We start from the raw sequence: 16,203 nt of genomic DNA, 5'->3' as shown, positions 1-16,203 counted from the left end.
CATGACCCTTCCCAGTATTGAAAAACATATCGATAGTACCGTGTATCAATCGCTCTCGTTGGCTGCTGCTGTCGCTATCGCCAGTATCTTACTACTAACCTTAAATAGCTTCACTGCCCCCGCTATCGCAGAACGACTCAACGAAGACAAACTCGCGGCAATTGACTTAGTTATGCCAAAACAGCTCTATCAAAACCCGATGTTATCTACCGAACAAACATTTACCATAGGCAAACAACAATACACCCTATATACCGCTTTAAATCAGCAACAGCAAATTAGCGGTTATGTGGTACAAACTCAAGCCAATGGTTATGCCGGGCCGATTGACCTTCTAATTGGGGTCGACGCCGATCTTGCGATTTTGGGCGTACGAGTATTAAGCCACAGCGAAACGCCAGGGCTGGGCGACAAAATTGAATTTGAGAAAACCCCTTGGGTGCTCAGTTTTAATGGCAAAAGTTTAGACAATACCAGCCAAAAAGCCTGGGCAGTAAAAAAAGATGGTGGTGAATTTGACCAATTTACCGGTGCTACCATCACGCCTCGTGCAGTGGTGAACTCCGTACACCAAGCACTACTCGATTTACAGATCCAAACTCTGCAAGGAGGCCAACAATGAGCCGCTATTCTCAAATTATTGCCGACGGTCTTTGGAATAACAACGTGGTTTTGGGGCAATGTTTAGCCCTGTGTCCGTTGTTAGCCGTAACCTCTAGCGCCACCAATGGTTTAGGTTTAGGTTTAGCGACTCTCGCGGTAATGGTCAGTTCTAACGCGGTTAGTGCACTAATTAAAAACTATGTGAGCCGCGCAGTTCGGATCCCAATTAACATTTTAATGATTGCGACTCTGGTGACGATCACCGATCTGGTACTCAACGCTTGGGTTCACCCACTGCATAAGGTGCTCGGCCTGTTTATTCCGCTGATTGTGACCAACTGCGCTATCTTAGGCCGAGTCGAATCCTTCGCCAGTCGACAAAAAGTAATGCCAGCCATCGTGGATGGTTTGGCCATGGGGATCGGCTTTACTTGGGTCTTGGTATTACTCGGTGGGATCCGCGAAATTATTGGCTCCGGCACCCTATTTGCGAACGCCCATATTTTATTGGGCCCAGCCTTTAGTGCGATTGAGCTCACGGTTATTCCCGACTATCACGGCTTGCTATTGGTAATTCTACCGCCTGGAGGCTTCTTGGTACTGGGCGGTTTGCTTAGCATTCATCGACAGGTCCAAAGAATTTTAGCGCAAAAACAAACCACTCAAGCCGCTTGCTGCGTCGATCCTTCGGCCTCAAATTAGGAGCTTACCAAGATGTTAGTCTCTATTGCTTATGCCACCCCTCACCAGCAACTATGTATCAATGTTGATGTGGTGCAAGACAGCAGCGTAATAAACGCGCTGCATCAATCGGGGATCTTAGACCTATGTCCAGAAATCGCTTTAGATAAACAAAAAGTAGGCATTTTTGGCAGGTTTGTCACCTTAGAAAACCAATTGGTAGAAGGTGACCGAATAGAAATTTATCGACCGATTACTTGGCAACCTGAAGACCTAGATGATGATGACGATGACGAATAAATCAACACTTTGTGAGCTTTACGACATCAGTGTTGGTGACATTGTGAGAAACCTTCATCCTATATATTAATAACCCCTTGTAATATAGGTATTTTTATTTGGTTTAAATATTGCAAAACACTAATTGGTCTGATCTTTAAGGAGTTAACCATGGCAGATATAGGCATTTTTTTTGGTACTGATACCGGTACAACCCGCAAAATCGCAAAAATGATCCAGCAACAACTCGGAGCGGATTTATGCGACAAACCCCTCAATATTAACCGAGTAGACGTAGATACCCTCACCAGCTATAAGATGCTGATCCTAGGTACCCCAACCCTAGGCGAAGGACAGCTCCCAGGCTTGGCTTCTGACTGCCAGGCAGAAAGCTGGGATGAGTTTTTACCCCAGCTAGAAGACGCTGATTTTGCCGGTATTAAAGTTGCTTTATACGGGCTAGGCGATCAAGTGAACTATGCCAGTGAGTTTGTCGATGGTCTTGGCGAGCTATACGACGCGATGGCCGAGACTGGTGCAGAATTGGTCGGAGAATGGCCTGCTGATGGCTATACTTTCGACGATTCAGCAGCTCTGTTAGAAAATGGTAAATTTGCCGGATTAGTCTTAGATAACGATAATCAAAGTGAATTACACCCCGAACGCATTAGCGGTTGGTTAGAGCAAATAAAATCTGAATTTAATTTGTAAGCGCAGGCTTTAATACGGGCTTTGCTCGTATTAAAGCCTCTTTCAAGATCCGAAGAGTAAGTGAATAGAACAGTTTTGGTCGACTTCTAGCTTCTCAGCGCTACAGACTCGGATCGCCAACGGTTAATCGATCATCCGCGTTCATGACAACGTTAATCTTCCAACTATTATATATGAGCGGGCAATAGTTCCAGCCACTCAAACCACCATTTCAGACCAATCTATTTCTCGCAAGCTAAACGAATCAATATATACCGTCCCATTCCAAGCTTTAGTAAACAAAAGTAGTGCAAAAAAAACAAAATATTGAATAAGCATCATGGCTTATCTGGTCAATGTTCATTTTTATTTGCAGTTAATCCATACAATAATTTCGTGAAATTGTTCCCAATATCACTATTTCATAGCACAATGCATGATCGTTGCTCTTGCTAAGCAACCCTGTTTATCCAGCCATTAACGAGGGAATAATAATGAATAAGCAAATAAAATATGCGCGATTAGTGATCTGCGCTTGGCTATTTACCATGAGCCCTCAGCTACACAGCGCCGGTTTGGGTTCACTGCTTGATTCAGCATCCGCGCTAACCGGTAACCAAGAAAGCACCATAAACAGTGAGCTACTAAACAATTTAACTAGCCAGCTAGGCGTGAGTGACACTCAAGCTACTGGTGGTACAGCAGCCTTGCTGGCGCTTGCCCAACAACAGCTATCTGGTAGCGAAAGCTCTTTGTTGAACGACATTATTCCAAGTGGAAACAGCGCTTCACTCAGCGCTCAACTACTCCAGAAAATTAGCAGCATGGACAGTGTTAAAAGTGCTTTTTCAGCATTGGGCTTAGACGCAAGTATGATAGAACAGTTTGCACCCATTATTTTACAATATGTTGGTAATAACGGCGGCTCAAGCTTAGTGGATGGCTTGAGTAAAATTTGGTCTTAATGATGAAGCGAAGTAATATTGACCGCATCAATAATATTTGGCATATATTTTGGTTCAACATTTAACCAAGCGCCACATAAGACGGCTTTTCAATCAATAAATATATATATAACTAGTGATATTAACCATAAAATAGCCACCCAGCATTTCGATTCAATATCACACAACTACATCTTATAAAACCTCCCCTGCTCAAAGAATGGAAAAATGCAGGGTGAATAATAATAATGTCAATGTTAATGTACAAATTGGATAACTAAAACGCTATAAAATGAGTAGAATTATGGATGATCAACACTCATTATCTCGCAACTATTACCAGATATTGGACGCCTTGCCGGATCATGTATTTATTTTTTCGGAATCAGGGGTGTACTTAGATGTTTTTGGTGGCGAAGACAATGATGCCGGCTTTGATTGCAAGCCGTTTATTGGTAAGAGTTTATACGATGTTACCTCCCAAGATATGGCTGAAGAATTTCATGGCTATATTAAGAAAACACTAGCAACCAATCAAACACTGGTGGTGCACTACCATTTTGCCAATGAGAATATGCTAACGCTGCCTGACGGTATCTCTGTACCCAACGAGCTATGGTTTGAAGGTATTATTAAACCACTACCATTACTCGAAGACGGACAAAAACGAGTCGTATGGACAGCAAGAAATATCACTCTGCGACATAACCTGGAAGAACAGCTAAAAAAGTTGTCTGAAACCGATGAACTAACAGGCATTCTAAATCGTCGCGCTTTCATGGCAAAGTTGACCATCGAACTACACCGCTACCAACGCTACAAGCAAAATACCAGCTTATTGATGCTGGATATTGACAGGTTTAAAAGTATCAATGATCTACTTGGCCATCAATCCGGTGATCGGGTGATTAAACATGTCACAGATATTTGCTCCAAAGAAATCCGAGAAGTCGATTATATTGGTCGGCTCGGTGGTGAAGAGTTCGCGATCCTACTCAGCAATGCCAATCTACTACAAGCTATTGAAATGGCTGAACGTTTAAGGCAAAAAATAGCGCGTTCTCCGTGTGTCGTTGAAGACTATACCATTCATATCACCGTGAGTATTGGCTTGTCTCAAATAGAAACCGAAGCTGATAGCTCAGAATATCTGATATCGAGAGCCGATAAAGCTATGTATCACGCCAAAAAACAAGGCCGAGACCAAGTTAGAATTTTCCACGACGAGCTTTGCAATCATGAGATTGAATTAACTCAGCATAGCCATATTCGTAAAAATAAAGCTTAATGAACTCGAGCGTTTATCGATACCTTCATCGCGTTATTCCCATTCATTAAGCTAGCCATTCACCGTGGAAAACTTATAAACTTTCGCCCTAAAAACCAATGCTTGATAAGCTCGCGAGTCAAGTCTGATGATAATCCCCTTCCCAAGCTTAGCTGCTCACTGATTGCGACGGCTAAGCGCCAAGTCATCATTTTCAATTAAAAATGGCTGACTCCTAGTGGGTACATACCATTGCCTATACCAAGTGCTATGGCTCCGTTGGTGAAACAGCGGGTATCAAAATATGCAAACGACACACATCCACGACTAACATCATCGATTCACACCAAGGTAATCATTTGAAAAAACGGACAAAATTTCATTTCACTTTATTGATCTATTTCTAAATATGCAGCTCTGTATTTCGCATGTAATAAAAAATAGGTCTACTATTAATCGAATATTCACTTAAAAATGTACACTTATGAATATTTTTTCATCAGATAGGATCTGATCATTGAAGTCTAAAAATCTATGATTTAGCTTCATTTTTACTGAAAAAAAACCGCATTATTCATACCGAGCTCAGTGTATAGAGAATAAATACATCACTAATGATAATGTATCAAACAGATGTCTAACCAGTTAGAAAATAAGTCATATTATGGATGAAAAATACTCATTATCTAAAAACTATTACCAAATATTAGATGCCTTACCCGACCATGTATTCGTATTTTCAGAAGCAGGTGAATATTTGGAAGTGTTTGGAGGCGAAGAAAACGAGACAGGTTTTGATTTTAAAGACTATATTGGTAAAACCTTACATGACGTGCTCTCGCACGATAGAGCGACTGAATTTCTGGGTTATATTAAGAAAACAATCCAAAGTGACACAACATTGGTAGTACGCTATCACTTTGCCAATGAGACCATGTTAAAGCTACCTGACAGTTTTATTGTTCCTGATACCTTATGGATAGAGAGCACCATCAAACCACTTCCAACACTCGTAAATGGATTGAAACGGGTGGTATGGACAGCAAGAAACATCACCTTACGGCATCACCTGCAAGAGCAACTAAAGAAATTATCTGAAACAGATGAACTAACAGGCATTTTAAATCGCCGTGCTTTCATGGAAAAACTGGCTGGCGAATTACATCGCTATCAACGCTACAAGAATGACACTTGTTTATTAATGCTTGATATCGATAAATTCAAAAGCATCAATGATTTACTTGGGCATAAATCAGGAGATCAAGCGATTAAGCATGTCACTGATATCTGTTCTAAAGAAATAAGAACTGTGGATTATATTGGCCGGCTCGGCGGTGAGGAGTTCGCTATCATATTGAGTAATACCAGCCTACAACAAGCACTTGAAATGGCCGAACGCTTAAGGCGAAAAATATCAAATAGCCCTTGTGTCGTCGAAAACTATACCGTTCATGTCACTGTGAGTATTGGTTTGTCCCAAATAGAAGTGCAAGATGATAGCTCGGAGCAGATCATTTCTAGAGCGGATGAAGCAATGTATTTCTCAAAAAAACAAGGCAGAGATAGAGTGAGCATCTTCAATGAAGACATGCACGATAATGAGATTGAATTAGCGGAAAATAACCATATTTATCGCACTAAACCTTAATTTGAATCGAAGCTTCGTGTTCTGAATGAACATTTATCTAATCCCCTCATCAGTAGGAAAATATGCGCTAAAGCCAAACTGCAGAGCAGTAGTTTTACTACACTGCAGCTTATAGCTTGCTACTTAGAGCTCTTATTTAAAACCCAAGCAGACATACTCGCCTGCAAGTAATTCTCTTCTGGCGCGGTGCCATTACCTAACCAGGCCGACACGTTTAACTGTTGACTCACGACATCGAGAGTCCCACTAATCGAGATGGGCTGCTTATCATTAGGTATCAAACCACTAATCGATAAACTTTGTAAATCAAGATCGGCCCGATGCGTATCGGTAAAACCATAAATTGGAAAGCACTGTTGCTGGAAGCTTGCTGACCCACTCACAATACCTAACTCAGGGTTTGTCACTGCCAATTGGATACTAAGAGAGTTACTTGGATCACTCCAAGTACCATTCATCAAATCCGGATGCTCTCCCTTAATACTTAGCTCGAAGGGTTGCAAGTTAACATTTGATTCAACCTTATGAAAACCAAGTTTATCAATGTAGTCCCCAACGATAATTTGTTCAAACTGGGTTGATGCAACCAGCGAATTAATCACTTCCATCTGCTGATTCGCTTGAAGCTGACCACAATAAGTTGACACCCAATGCCAACTAGCGTCAGGAGCAGAGCGTTCCACAGATCGCCAATAAATAGAGATCACGACGCCTTGGCCCAGCGAAGGATTTGGTTCATGACCACTCACATAGCCAATCATTAAATAACGTCCTGAAGAACCAGTCGTAGAACTGTAATCTCCCAATAATAAACCATCTTTTTGAACGCTCAGTCTCATCTGAGAGCCATAACTGTTTTGCCACATTCCATCGATTGCGTGAGTCATAAATTAGTTCTCTTCGTTTTGGGTAAATATTCTTGCGGGAGAAGATTGACGGTTTTGAATAATGTTTAAGCCGCCAGGTTTATTAAATATCCAAGTCCCCACCGGAAACAAAGCAACCTTGCCGGCAATATGTCTGACTCGATATTCATAAACGGTGTATAGATAATCCATCAGAACCGACCCGGTTAAGATTAGCCCAGGGATCCCTTCCATTGGCTTAAATTGAGGTTGAACTTGCCCTTCATCTTGACCGGCCTCTATCTTCACCAAATATGTACTGGCAGGAATGCGTAGCTCACCATTAGGCGTTTCACCCGTATCACCGAAAGTAATAATTAACTCTTCTGGACTTTTAGCCACGGCTTTAAGCGCCGCATTCATCACTTCTACATCGCCTTTATATTGAGAGGAACCAGAATCGAGTATAAAATCTGCATCCTTGGCTAAGATCTGATCACCCAGTGCAAAGCTTTCCAGCTGCGTCGACCATAAGTAGGAAACGCTTGGGATCAAAGATTCTTTCCATGGCAAAAATAAGTACTCTCTACTGGTTTGATAACTCCGATCGAGTCGACCCAAACTAACACTTCCTTCCCCGCTTGGCCCATCCGTTTCAAAGGCGACATACGGCATATGCGCTTCCACTAGCTGCTGCTCTATCAGGCTAGCCATGATGTGAAATGAAGGTTCTAATTTATTGACCGCACGAAGACCATAATGACCAGCCTTCGCTTGGTGTTCCGATTTTCCGTCAGTCGGAATAGTATAACTTGGCATACCGATGCCACCATCCCAATCTAACTCCTTAAATTGACTATCTTTATCAACAAATGCTCGAGATAGATAAAGCTCACTTTGTGTTGGCTGGTTATCGATAAAATGGAATACATCTTCACCCAGCTCTACCTGCATCTCCCCCCATGGGCCAAAATCGACCATTTGTGGTTGCTGAGAGATGAACTGAAAAGAGCTTGAATTATGGTAATTAAACAAATCACCGCCATAATGTTGGCATTTATTTTCTTTACACTCATTCTCTACACATAGCGAAGAGCTCACCCAAACAAAGTTACTGCCAGTATCAACACTAAATTTTAATTGCTGAATTTCGGTTCCCGGTTTTGCGGTCCCCAGAGTCAGTGTCGCATACCAAGGCGAAGCGCCATTATTTTGAAATGGCCCTTTCGATAACGGCAAGCTAATTCCACAGCATGTTTCACTCAGTTGTTCAGACATCGCCAATCCTTTTTAAATAGTTGTTTGTAATGACATATAAATCAATCATAATTTGATAAAATTATCTACACCAAAAATCAATAAATAGTCAAAACTATATTCACTCAACATCTCAAAGGCTTAATTTGTGAGTTGAAGAGCAAAAATGGCCAGTGAAACTTAAATGACTGGCAAGACCGTTGAAGATGAAATGAACACATTTATTCATAAATTCCGTAGATCAATTCAGATTAAAACAAGCCTGTTCTGGTCTAATGCCATCGGACACTTAATTTTGAGACCGTATTGTTAATCCGTTAAGAGACTTATATGAGTTTGAAAAATCACACAAGAGCTATCCGCAGGAATTTAGAGATGAAGCTCAACAACTAGGTATTACCTTGGAAGAGTCTGAGCGGGATGAACTTAAATGATGACGTTAATAAAACAAAGAATTACGCATGGAGAAAGACATTGACAGAAGCCGTTTTTAGAATGTCTTTTTCCATTTCAAGGCGCTTAACTCGCGTCTCTGACTCGCAAATACGACGCGGCTCACCCGTCATGGGTGTCGCCTTAGAAGATTCACCACAGCGCTCTGAGCGAAGTTGTTGAAGCTAAACCTGCTTAGGATAAGCAGACAGTTCCTGTCACAACGACGCATGAGAACTGACGACCGGAATTGTGACGGATCCAAATGATAAATTCTGTGATGTACTATGCCACTATATCAGTGCAACTAATCAGGTAAAACAATCAACCCAAGTTGCTCAAGTAACTGCTCTTGCTGCCAAGCGCAAATTTTTACACCACTAAGGTCGACTTTTCTAGGGTCCAAACCATTCAATTCTGAATGACTCAAATTACAACCTTGCAGCTGAAAATGGGTCCAACAATCTTCAGAAAATAAACCTCGGCTTAAGTCCGACTCTTTGAAAGAGGCGCCTTGTAGATTAGCTCCAATCCAGTTATTTTCAAATAAGTCACATTTCTCTATACATTGGCGTTCCAAGTTAGCATAGGATAAATTACATCCCGTGATATACGCAGCACAAAAGTACATACGATGACTCACTTGATTTGAGAAACTCGCTTGGATGAAATTAGCCCCCTTCAAATCACAGCCCCTAAATTCAATGCCGAAGCATTTCGCCCCAGTGAAATTAGCCATGGATAGCTGGCAGTTTTTAAAAGAACTGTCACGAAGGTCACTATAATTAAAATCGCAACCTTCAATCGCACCTTGTTCTATAAACATACAATCGACAAACTGCGCATCCCTTAGATTTGTACGACTAAAATCACATTGATAAAACTTACAACGTTTAAAAAGGGCATCACCCAAATCCTGGTGAGAAAAATCAACTTGATTAAACACTTCATATTCTTCGTTCATAACTAGCCCTTGCGCCACACGAGCCTGAAGACTAACAGCTACCCCCGAAATCGCAACAAAAACAAAGCTTTTAAAAACAACCCTTTAAAGGTGCTCAAATGGCTAATATTGGCTACCAAACCGACACCTAGAACAAGGTTTGGACGGTCAGTAAGGCCAACATCGCGTGAAATGTTTATGGCTAACTAATCCAATAGAACTAATTATCTGGCCGTTCTTGGGGGCCTAAATTACCGCTAACTGCGTGATGTATCTTGTCACTAGGACCACGAGTTGCTGCACTTAATGCCTGGTTATCGGCAGATTTATTCTGCGTAATAAATTAATCATATGATCAATCAGATGGGTATAAGCGCTAGTCGTCAATCTGAATATATGTTTTGAATGGCTAAAACATATAGGGTTAAACGTTCCGATGCTCGTTAAAGCGAACAACAAGGCAAGCCATTCAAGATCGCTTGCCTGATGAGTGCATGATTAGTGGTTGATTGGTGGCGTGACGTCAATAAACTGAATGTTTTCTGAGTCACTGAGCTGCCATGGGGAAGTCGCGGCATTTTCCCAACTTTCAATCGTCACATCACGAAAGACTGCACCTTTCAGACGACTGATATGGCTAACTTTAGTATTTTTTACTCGCACATGTTCAAACAAAAAGTTTTGTTGAAAGGTTTCTGGATAAACCAAACGTTGATCGGCACCGTCGTAACCATCGATTTTGAGCCAATAATTTGCCGGGCTTTCACTATCAACATTATCTAAGCTCACATCCTGCACCACAATATCGCGAAATTGAGCAGCCTTGGGTGCCGATTCAAATACGTTATCCCCCATTTTATAGGCCAAGGTAAATACAAATGGATTCCCGACCCGGCCACGATTTTCAATGGTCAGGCCATCAATCTGATGGGAATTTTGGGTACCAATATCTTTCATCGCGTTATTGCGAAAAGTAATATTGCGCGCTCCCCCGCCAGTAGCCGGGGTGCTCTTCATTCGCAATCCATTATCGGTCATAAAGGCAACATTCTCTTCTGCCAGAATGTTTTGGATCCAGGCACCAGTATGACTGCCAGCAACCACCATGCCATGCCCTTCGCGGGTATAGTTATTAAAAATCCAAGCGCCGTCGGTGGCCTGTACATGTGCAGAGCCCAAATGATAATCCGCCCCCTGACCAGCAGCGAAGTTTATACAGTCGTCACCACTATCGATAAAATTAGCAAAGATCAGAGAGTTTCCACTATTACCAAACTCCACCCCATCGGCATTGTTAATATCAAAGGTTTGAACCGAATTATAAGCAAACACCGTGTTTTCGGCTTCTAGAAACATCACCCCGTGATAGGCCGGGTTGAGTAGCGTTAAACCCGCAAAGTAAATATCTCGCACCCCACGAAAGGTTGCCAGGCTAGAGCGCCGATTCGAGTACAAGTCACGATGTAACTGCGCCTGATAGTCAATCTCATCGGTATCACCATCCCAAGCGGGGTTAAATTGTCGATAAGCTTTTTGCATTTGGTCTTTTGCCAATAATCCCAAGCGATATACTTTCGCCCGACTCCCTGCCGGATAATATGCCAGCGACCGACCTAGTTCATCTTGAGTGTCCTTCCCCCTTAACCAGCCGCCACCATCGATGGTTCCTTCACCAACAATTCGGATATTGTTAAAGCGACCGCGACGATAATCGTAACCATGTTGGCTGTGATTTTCAGCATTCATCTGATGCGGGTTGAGGGCGTTCAGTAATGATGGAGGACGGCGTGAATCGGTCGTATTGGTTCGATAGCTATACAGTTGATAACCCTGGCCTAAAGGATAGTCATCTGCATTTTCCGAGCCCTTCAAAACAGCCCCTGCTGCAATCTCCAGAGTCATATTACTTTTTAAGAACAATGCCCCACTCACAAAAGCCTTGCCACTGTTTGTTGATGGAATAAGCACCTTACATCCATAAGCACTGGTCGAGGCCACCGAGCAAGTATCAATTGCCGCCTGGATAGGTTTTGTATTCACCGTTAGGCCATCTGCAATTGCACCAAAGTCTCGGATATCAACCACTCTGCTAAAGGGGGCTGCCGTTTCGGTTGTGAGAACCGGGCTGCGAGGCGATTCACGACCATCGGCATAGATAGCAGCAACCGAGAAATGATATTCAGTGGCTGGCTGTAAATGCTTTACCTTGAAGTTTAGATAAACACTGCGTTGGTGAAAACCAGCCTTATCTTCGGCAAAAAACTTGTCCATATAAGGCTTTGCTGGATTGTGAGTAGTGTTATTTTGACTCGACAAGCCCAATGGCTGCCCATTTTGATAAACCCGATAATCAACAATCTGTTGTCCATTATCGGGTTTGTTCCAAGCCAATACCAAGGAGCGGTCATCATAGGCTAAGGTAGGGACCATCGGTCGACTCAAAAGCAACGGACTGACCGAAGGCTCTACAGTCTGGTGACTCAGCTGAGGCTCCATCTTCTCGGAACCTTGTACCGATCCCACATCCAGAGATTGACAAGCTGTTAACAACATCGTCTGGCCTAAAACCAAAACAGCGAGCATACATTTTGCAGAGCCCATAACAGTCCTCTTAAAAATAAAATAGCGTTTCAAATATGAAGTACTATTTATCAGTAATCACTGTTTCTGGTCACTAATTATTTTTGATTATGTGAGGCGACTCGAAATATCTGCAAGTTAATTCCAAATTCGCAAGAGATATTTTGTAAAAACATAGACTTATAAACAAACACAGCTGCCGAAGCAGGAGTCTAAAGATCACGGGGGCTGGCAGCAATTAATCGAAAGACTGACGACCAATAAAAGAATGAGACAAAGTTGTCCCATCAACACTGTCTAACTCTCCCCCCAACGGTACGCCATGAGCAATACGCGACACTTTTACCTGGTAACGTTTTGCCATATCAGAGATATAATAGGCGGTTGCTTCGCCCTCAACCGTCGGATTAGTGGCGAGGATCAGTTCCGATATAGGTTCGTTTTGCAGCCGATTCTCCAATTTATCCAAGTTTAACTCACTTGGTCCGATCCCATCTAAGGGAGATAAATGGCCCATCAATACAAAATAGCTACCATAAAACTGCGCCGTTTGTTCTATCGCGGCAACGTCTGCCGGGGTTTCAACCACACAGATCTGCCCCTTGTTCATCCGCTTTGTCGACTGGCATATCGGACATAAATCATCCTCAGCAAAATTACGACAACATTCACAATGCCCAACGACTTCCATGGCTTGATTAATACTGGCGGCTAATTGCAAACCATCTTGGCGTTTGCGCTCTAGCAAATGAAAAGCCATCCGCTGAGCACTGCGTGGGCCCACGCCAGGTAAGACTTGTAATGATTTGATTAGATGATCGATACTCGGACTATATTTCATTGGCATTCCGCTAAACTGGTTTTTGCGAGGCTAATGTAACAGTGTGTTTGGCAAAATTCACCTAGCTCAACAATTTTATTATTATCCGCGATAACAACAAGCGAGCCAAGATTACTGCTGAGACAATGAATTTGAGTTATCATGATCCACAAATAACGCTTTGCCTAAACGCATATTTTCACTGCAAGGACGACTGTGAATAACTTTTTTAGAACTGTATTGATCATCAACTTAGTTAGCTTTGTCATTATTACCAGCCTAGGCTTTGTTTGTCTGCCGGTCTTATTTGAACAACAACGTAACGCTAGCGTCAATGAAGTGAAAACGGCCTTAAGTTTATTTGAAATCAGTGCCAGAAAAGCGGTAAATAGTCAAAATAAAGCCCAGCTGGAAGCGTTAGCTCAACAACTGTTGCTTTCACCTAGTATCAACTACGTGAAAGTGACAGATGAGAGCAGCCAGCAGCTAATGGTGGAGGCCGGAAAACCCTTGCAACAGGGCCGTGAAAATTATCTGAAGGCCCATAAATTAGCCCAAAAATTTAATAATCAGCAGATCCCAGCCAAGCAGATCAACCCTTTAGCTTGGGTTGAAATTGAATTCAGTAGTCCAACGAGGCTAGTCGATTGGTTGAAATCCAATCAACAACCATTAGCTCGTCCAATTATTCTGCTCGCCTTTCTACAATTAATACTTAGTTTAATCGCAGCACGAATACTCAGGCCCAAAGTTACTTCCCAAGCAAAGCCCTTAACCACATCAAATGCAACAAAAGCACCGCAACAGACAAATCAGCAATCAGCGGCTTCCGTAGAACAACAATATCAAGAACTTAAGCAACAACTCAGTAAAGCTAATAGTGAACAACTGCAAAATCAGCAAAAGCTCAAACAATTAGTTGCACTATCAAGTCGAGCCAATAGTCTAAAAAAAGCCCTCTTAGAACAGCTGAATCAAGCTTACTATGTGGTCGACGAACATAATCATGTGATCGAAGCGAGCCCATCCGCTTTAAGCTATTTGGGGATCGCTGCAGAGCAACTAACGCGCACTAATTTAAACGAGCACTTTCAGCCTAAAGCCCAACAAGATACAGAAAATTCAGCTGATTTTATCGAGCTCTTAGTCTCCTACCCAGAACAATTTTGTTTGTTAGTCCGTGGTAAAAATTCCGATCAACAATTCTATGCGACTCACATCACGCTGAACTTTCATGACGATGCCTTGTATTTAGTTCGTTTAGTGCCAATACCAACAATAACGAAAGCCAAACCAAGCCAAACAAGCTTGGCTAGTAGCGTCCAGCAGTTACAGTTAGCTGAGCTTTATTCACCACTAAAAGCCGCATGTTTCAGCACCTTGCACCAGTTAAATAACACCTTACTGGCGGATCACCTCAACAAAGGTCTAGCGCTCGATAGCAGCTTGCGCTTATCGAGCTTGCTACGCTGTTTACCTTGGGTACAAAACAAAGCAGTAACACTCAATACCGATGCCTATTCTGTGATTCACCTATTTGAACAGCGCCTCAGCACATTTGCCCCTCTGTTAGCCTGTAAAAATATTGACTGGGGCTTAGTTATTAACCCTGAAATGAAGCCCTACTACCAGTTAAACCTTGCGCTCACTCAGGCAATATTTGACCTACAGCTGTATTTAATTTCCTTATATCCAGAGGGAACTCAGGTACTATTTCAATTCGATTTACAACAACAGCAAATACAGTTGAATATTGATGTTGAACAAGCCAACCACTTACAGCCAATACAACAATCCCTGTTAGCTTGTAGTTCAGTCTTGTTGGAACAGATTGGTGGCGAGCAACAGCAACACCAAGACTCTTTGTGTTTAACGATGTCTCTAGAGAGTACCGCTAAAACATCAATGCTCGAGCAGGTAAAAACTCAAGCAAAACAAATCCAAGTACTTATCGATATAGAACCCGGTTTTGCCCAGCAGTGTCTTAATCTACAGCTACAATTATTTGGTTTACAACTACTCACCCAAGAGCAACTCGAGCAAATCGATACCACACAAACATTATGGTATGTCAGTGAGCGAGCGGAGCTGCCTGAATTTATAACTAAATTAGCTGCGACATCGTTAAAACACTTCATCTATGTCGACACCCCGCCGCCATTGGCACAACTAGAATCGGAACACCGTTACTGTTTACGGCCACGACTGAGTAGTTTTCTTTATGAACAACTCATAACTAGCAATCCTGAAAGCGAACAACAGCAACAACGTGAAGTAAAAGCCTCATCTTTGGCCGCTATCGCAGCAGAAGGGCTGGCCCAATCGAATGAAAAAGCACGGTTGGTTTTTTCACTAGGAACCGAGTCGCAAGCGCCAGACTATATAGCCGTTCTCAATGAAAGCTATGGTTTAAAAGCTGAATATTGCACCATTAACCAAGCTCAGCAACGGCTGGCTAATCTGGCCTCTATCGAAAGTGTAATCATCAATGCCAGCCAAGTGCACTCTCCTCAACTCGCACAATTAGCCTTAAAACATAAACTGCAAAATTTGATTATTCTTCAGGATTCGTCTTTCCAAGAGCTGCCGAAATACCTTGCAAAACTAAGCTATCAACAGATTGAATTACCCGTTACTGCTGAACAGCTATACACTGTGATTAGTCAGCAACAACTTAAATCATCGCTCTTCGAACAGTTATTTCAAGATGAACAACTACTCGATACTCTGAACCAAACCGAGCAGCAATATAGCCAGATAATTAATCAACTCTGTACATCAACAGAACAAGCCCCCCCAGAAGAGATAGAGAACCAAGTCACTGCTAGCACACCAGCGAGTTACCTAAAGGCCTTATACCCCATCTTTAGCAGCGAAGCTCGGCAACGGCTATCGCAGATCAATCGGCAATTGCAAGCACAACAATGGCCTGAAGTGCAAAAACAAGTTCAAGAAATTATCCTCAGTGCTCAAAAATTTGATGATGTAAAACTAAGCACATTGTTAGGCGAAATGCTTCAGGCAAGTTTAAACAAAGACAGCCACGCCCTAGAGCTTTGCCAAGCAAATTTGAGTGAATATTTGTAAAAGCGCGGTTTAGCTTAACGCTATCAGTCTACCGCTGCCAACTGCGCAAAGCCACGGCGGCTTTAAGGTGATGCATACAAGCGGGAGCTAAATCGATATGCTGTTATGACCAACTTCAGCTGGTCAT

The 16,203-nt window shown here is 42.4% G+C and carries 13 protein-coding genes; 8 read left to right on the top strand and 5 right to left on the bottom strand.

The genetic code is table 11. The annotated features are described in order from the left end of the window. Position 1 precedes the first annotated feature (1 nt). From rsxG to ACRRSY_RS10065, 7 genes are all read left to right on the top strand, one after another. On the top strand, positions 2-622 hold the full coding sequence (rsxG, locus tag ACRRSY_RS10095) for an electron transport complex subunit RsxG (RefSeq protein WP_432463093.1): 621 nt from the start codon (positions 2-4) through the stop codon (positions 620-622). Beyond that, a complete protein-coding gene (locus ACRRSY_RS10090; protein WP_432453341.1) occupies positions 619-1,305 on the top strand; it encodes an electron transport complex subunit E in 687 nt (228 codons plus the stop codon). Before rsxG ends, ACRRSY_RS10090 begins: the two co-directional genes overlap by 4 nt. 12 nt (positions 1,306-1,317) lie before the next feature. After that, positions 1,318-1,584: an RnfH family protein gene (locus ACRRSY_RS10085; RefSeq protein WP_432453342.1), complete on the top strand. Its 267-nt coding sequence runs from the start codon at positions 1,318-1,320 to the stop codon at positions 1,582-1,584. A 150-nt stretch (positions 1,585-1,734) separates the two neighbouring features. Next, the gene (locus ACRRSY_RS10080) at positions 1,735-2,274 is read left to right on the top strand and encodes a flavodoxin (RefSeq protein WP_432463092.1); all 540 of its coding nucleotides are present in this window, start codon (positions 1,735-1,737) and stop codon (positions 2,272-2,274) included. Positions 2,275-2,747: 473 nt separating this feature from the next. Then, positions 2,748-3,218 (top strand): DUF2780 domain-containing protein, encoded by a 471-nt coding sequence (locus ACRRSY_RS10075; protein ID WP_432463091.1) that lies wholly within the window; start codon positions 2,748-2,750, stop codon positions 3,216-3,218. 283 nt (positions 3,219-3,501) lie between these two features. Next, positions 3,502-4,485: a diguanylate cyclase gene (locus tag ACRRSY_RS10070; RefSeq protein ID WP_432463090.1), complete on the top strand. Its 984-nt coding sequence runs from the start codon at positions 3,502-3,504 to the stop codon at positions 4,483-4,485. Between the two features lie 643 nt (positions 4,486-5,128). Continuing rightward, positions 5,129-6,112: a diguanylate cyclase gene (locus ACRRSY_RS10065; RefSeq protein WP_432463089.1), complete on the top strand. Its 984-nt coding sequence runs from the start codon at positions 5,129-5,131 to the stop codon at positions 6,110-6,112. Between the two features lie 119 nt (positions 6,113-6,231). On the opposite strand, the gene ACRRSY_RS10060 is transcribed toward ACRRSY_RS10065, so the two are convergent. The 5 genes from ACRRSY_RS10060 to recR form a co-directional block, all read right to left on the bottom strand. Further along, the gene (locus tag ACRRSY_RS10060; RefSeq protein ID WP_432463088.1) at positions 6,232-6,999 is read right to left on the bottom strand and encodes an avidin/streptavidin family protein; all 768 of its coding nucleotides are present in this window, start codon (positions 6,997-6,999) and stop codon (positions 6,232-6,234) included. A 3-nt stretch (positions 7,000-7,002) separates the two neighbouring features. Further along, positions 7,003-8,235 (bottom strand): pepsin-like aspartic protease, encoded by a 1,233-nt coding sequence (locus ACRRSY_RS10055; RefSeq protein WP_432459269.1) that lies wholly within the window; start codon positions 8,233-8,235, stop codon positions 7,003-7,005. A gap of 718 nt (positions 8,236-8,953) precedes the next feature. Next, a complete protein-coding gene (locus ACRRSY_RS10050) occupies positions 8,954-9,610 on the bottom strand; it encodes a Qnr family pentapeptide repeat protein (protein WP_432459268.1) in 657 nt (218 codons plus the stop codon). Between the two features lie 477 nt (positions 9,611-10,087). Next, positions 10,088-12,190: a glycosyl hydrolase family 28 protein gene (locus ACRRSY_RS10045; RefSeq protein WP_432463087.1), complete on the bottom strand. Its 2,103-nt coding sequence runs from the start codon at positions 12,188-12,190 to the stop codon at positions 10,088-10,090. Positions 12,191-12,407: 217 nt separating this feature from the next. Continuing rightward, entirely contained in the window at positions 12,408-13,010 is a 603-nt protein-coding gene (gene recR, locus ACRRSY_RS10040) for a recombination mediator RecR (protein WP_432453351.1), read from the bottom strand. Positions 13,011-13,205: 195 nt separating this feature from the next. Between recR and ACRRSY_RS10035 the strand changes: the two genes are divergently transcribed. Continuing rightward, positions 13,206-16,076 carry a hypothetical protein gene (locus ACRRSY_RS10035; protein WP_432459266.1) on the top strand — a complete coding sequence of 957 codons (2,871 nt, stop codon included), beginning with the start codon at positions 13,206-13,208 and terminating at the stop codon, positions 16,074-16,076. Positions 16,077-16,203: the final 127 nt, after the last annotated feature.

The organism is Agarivorans sp. QJM3NY_33 (assembly GCF_050870865.2).
GTDB lineage: Bacteria > Pseudomonadota > Gammaproteobacteria > Enterobacterales > Celerinatantimonadaceae > Agarivorans.
Note: the sequence above shows the minus strand (reverse complement) of the source record. Positions and strands in the feature narration are given on the sequence as shown.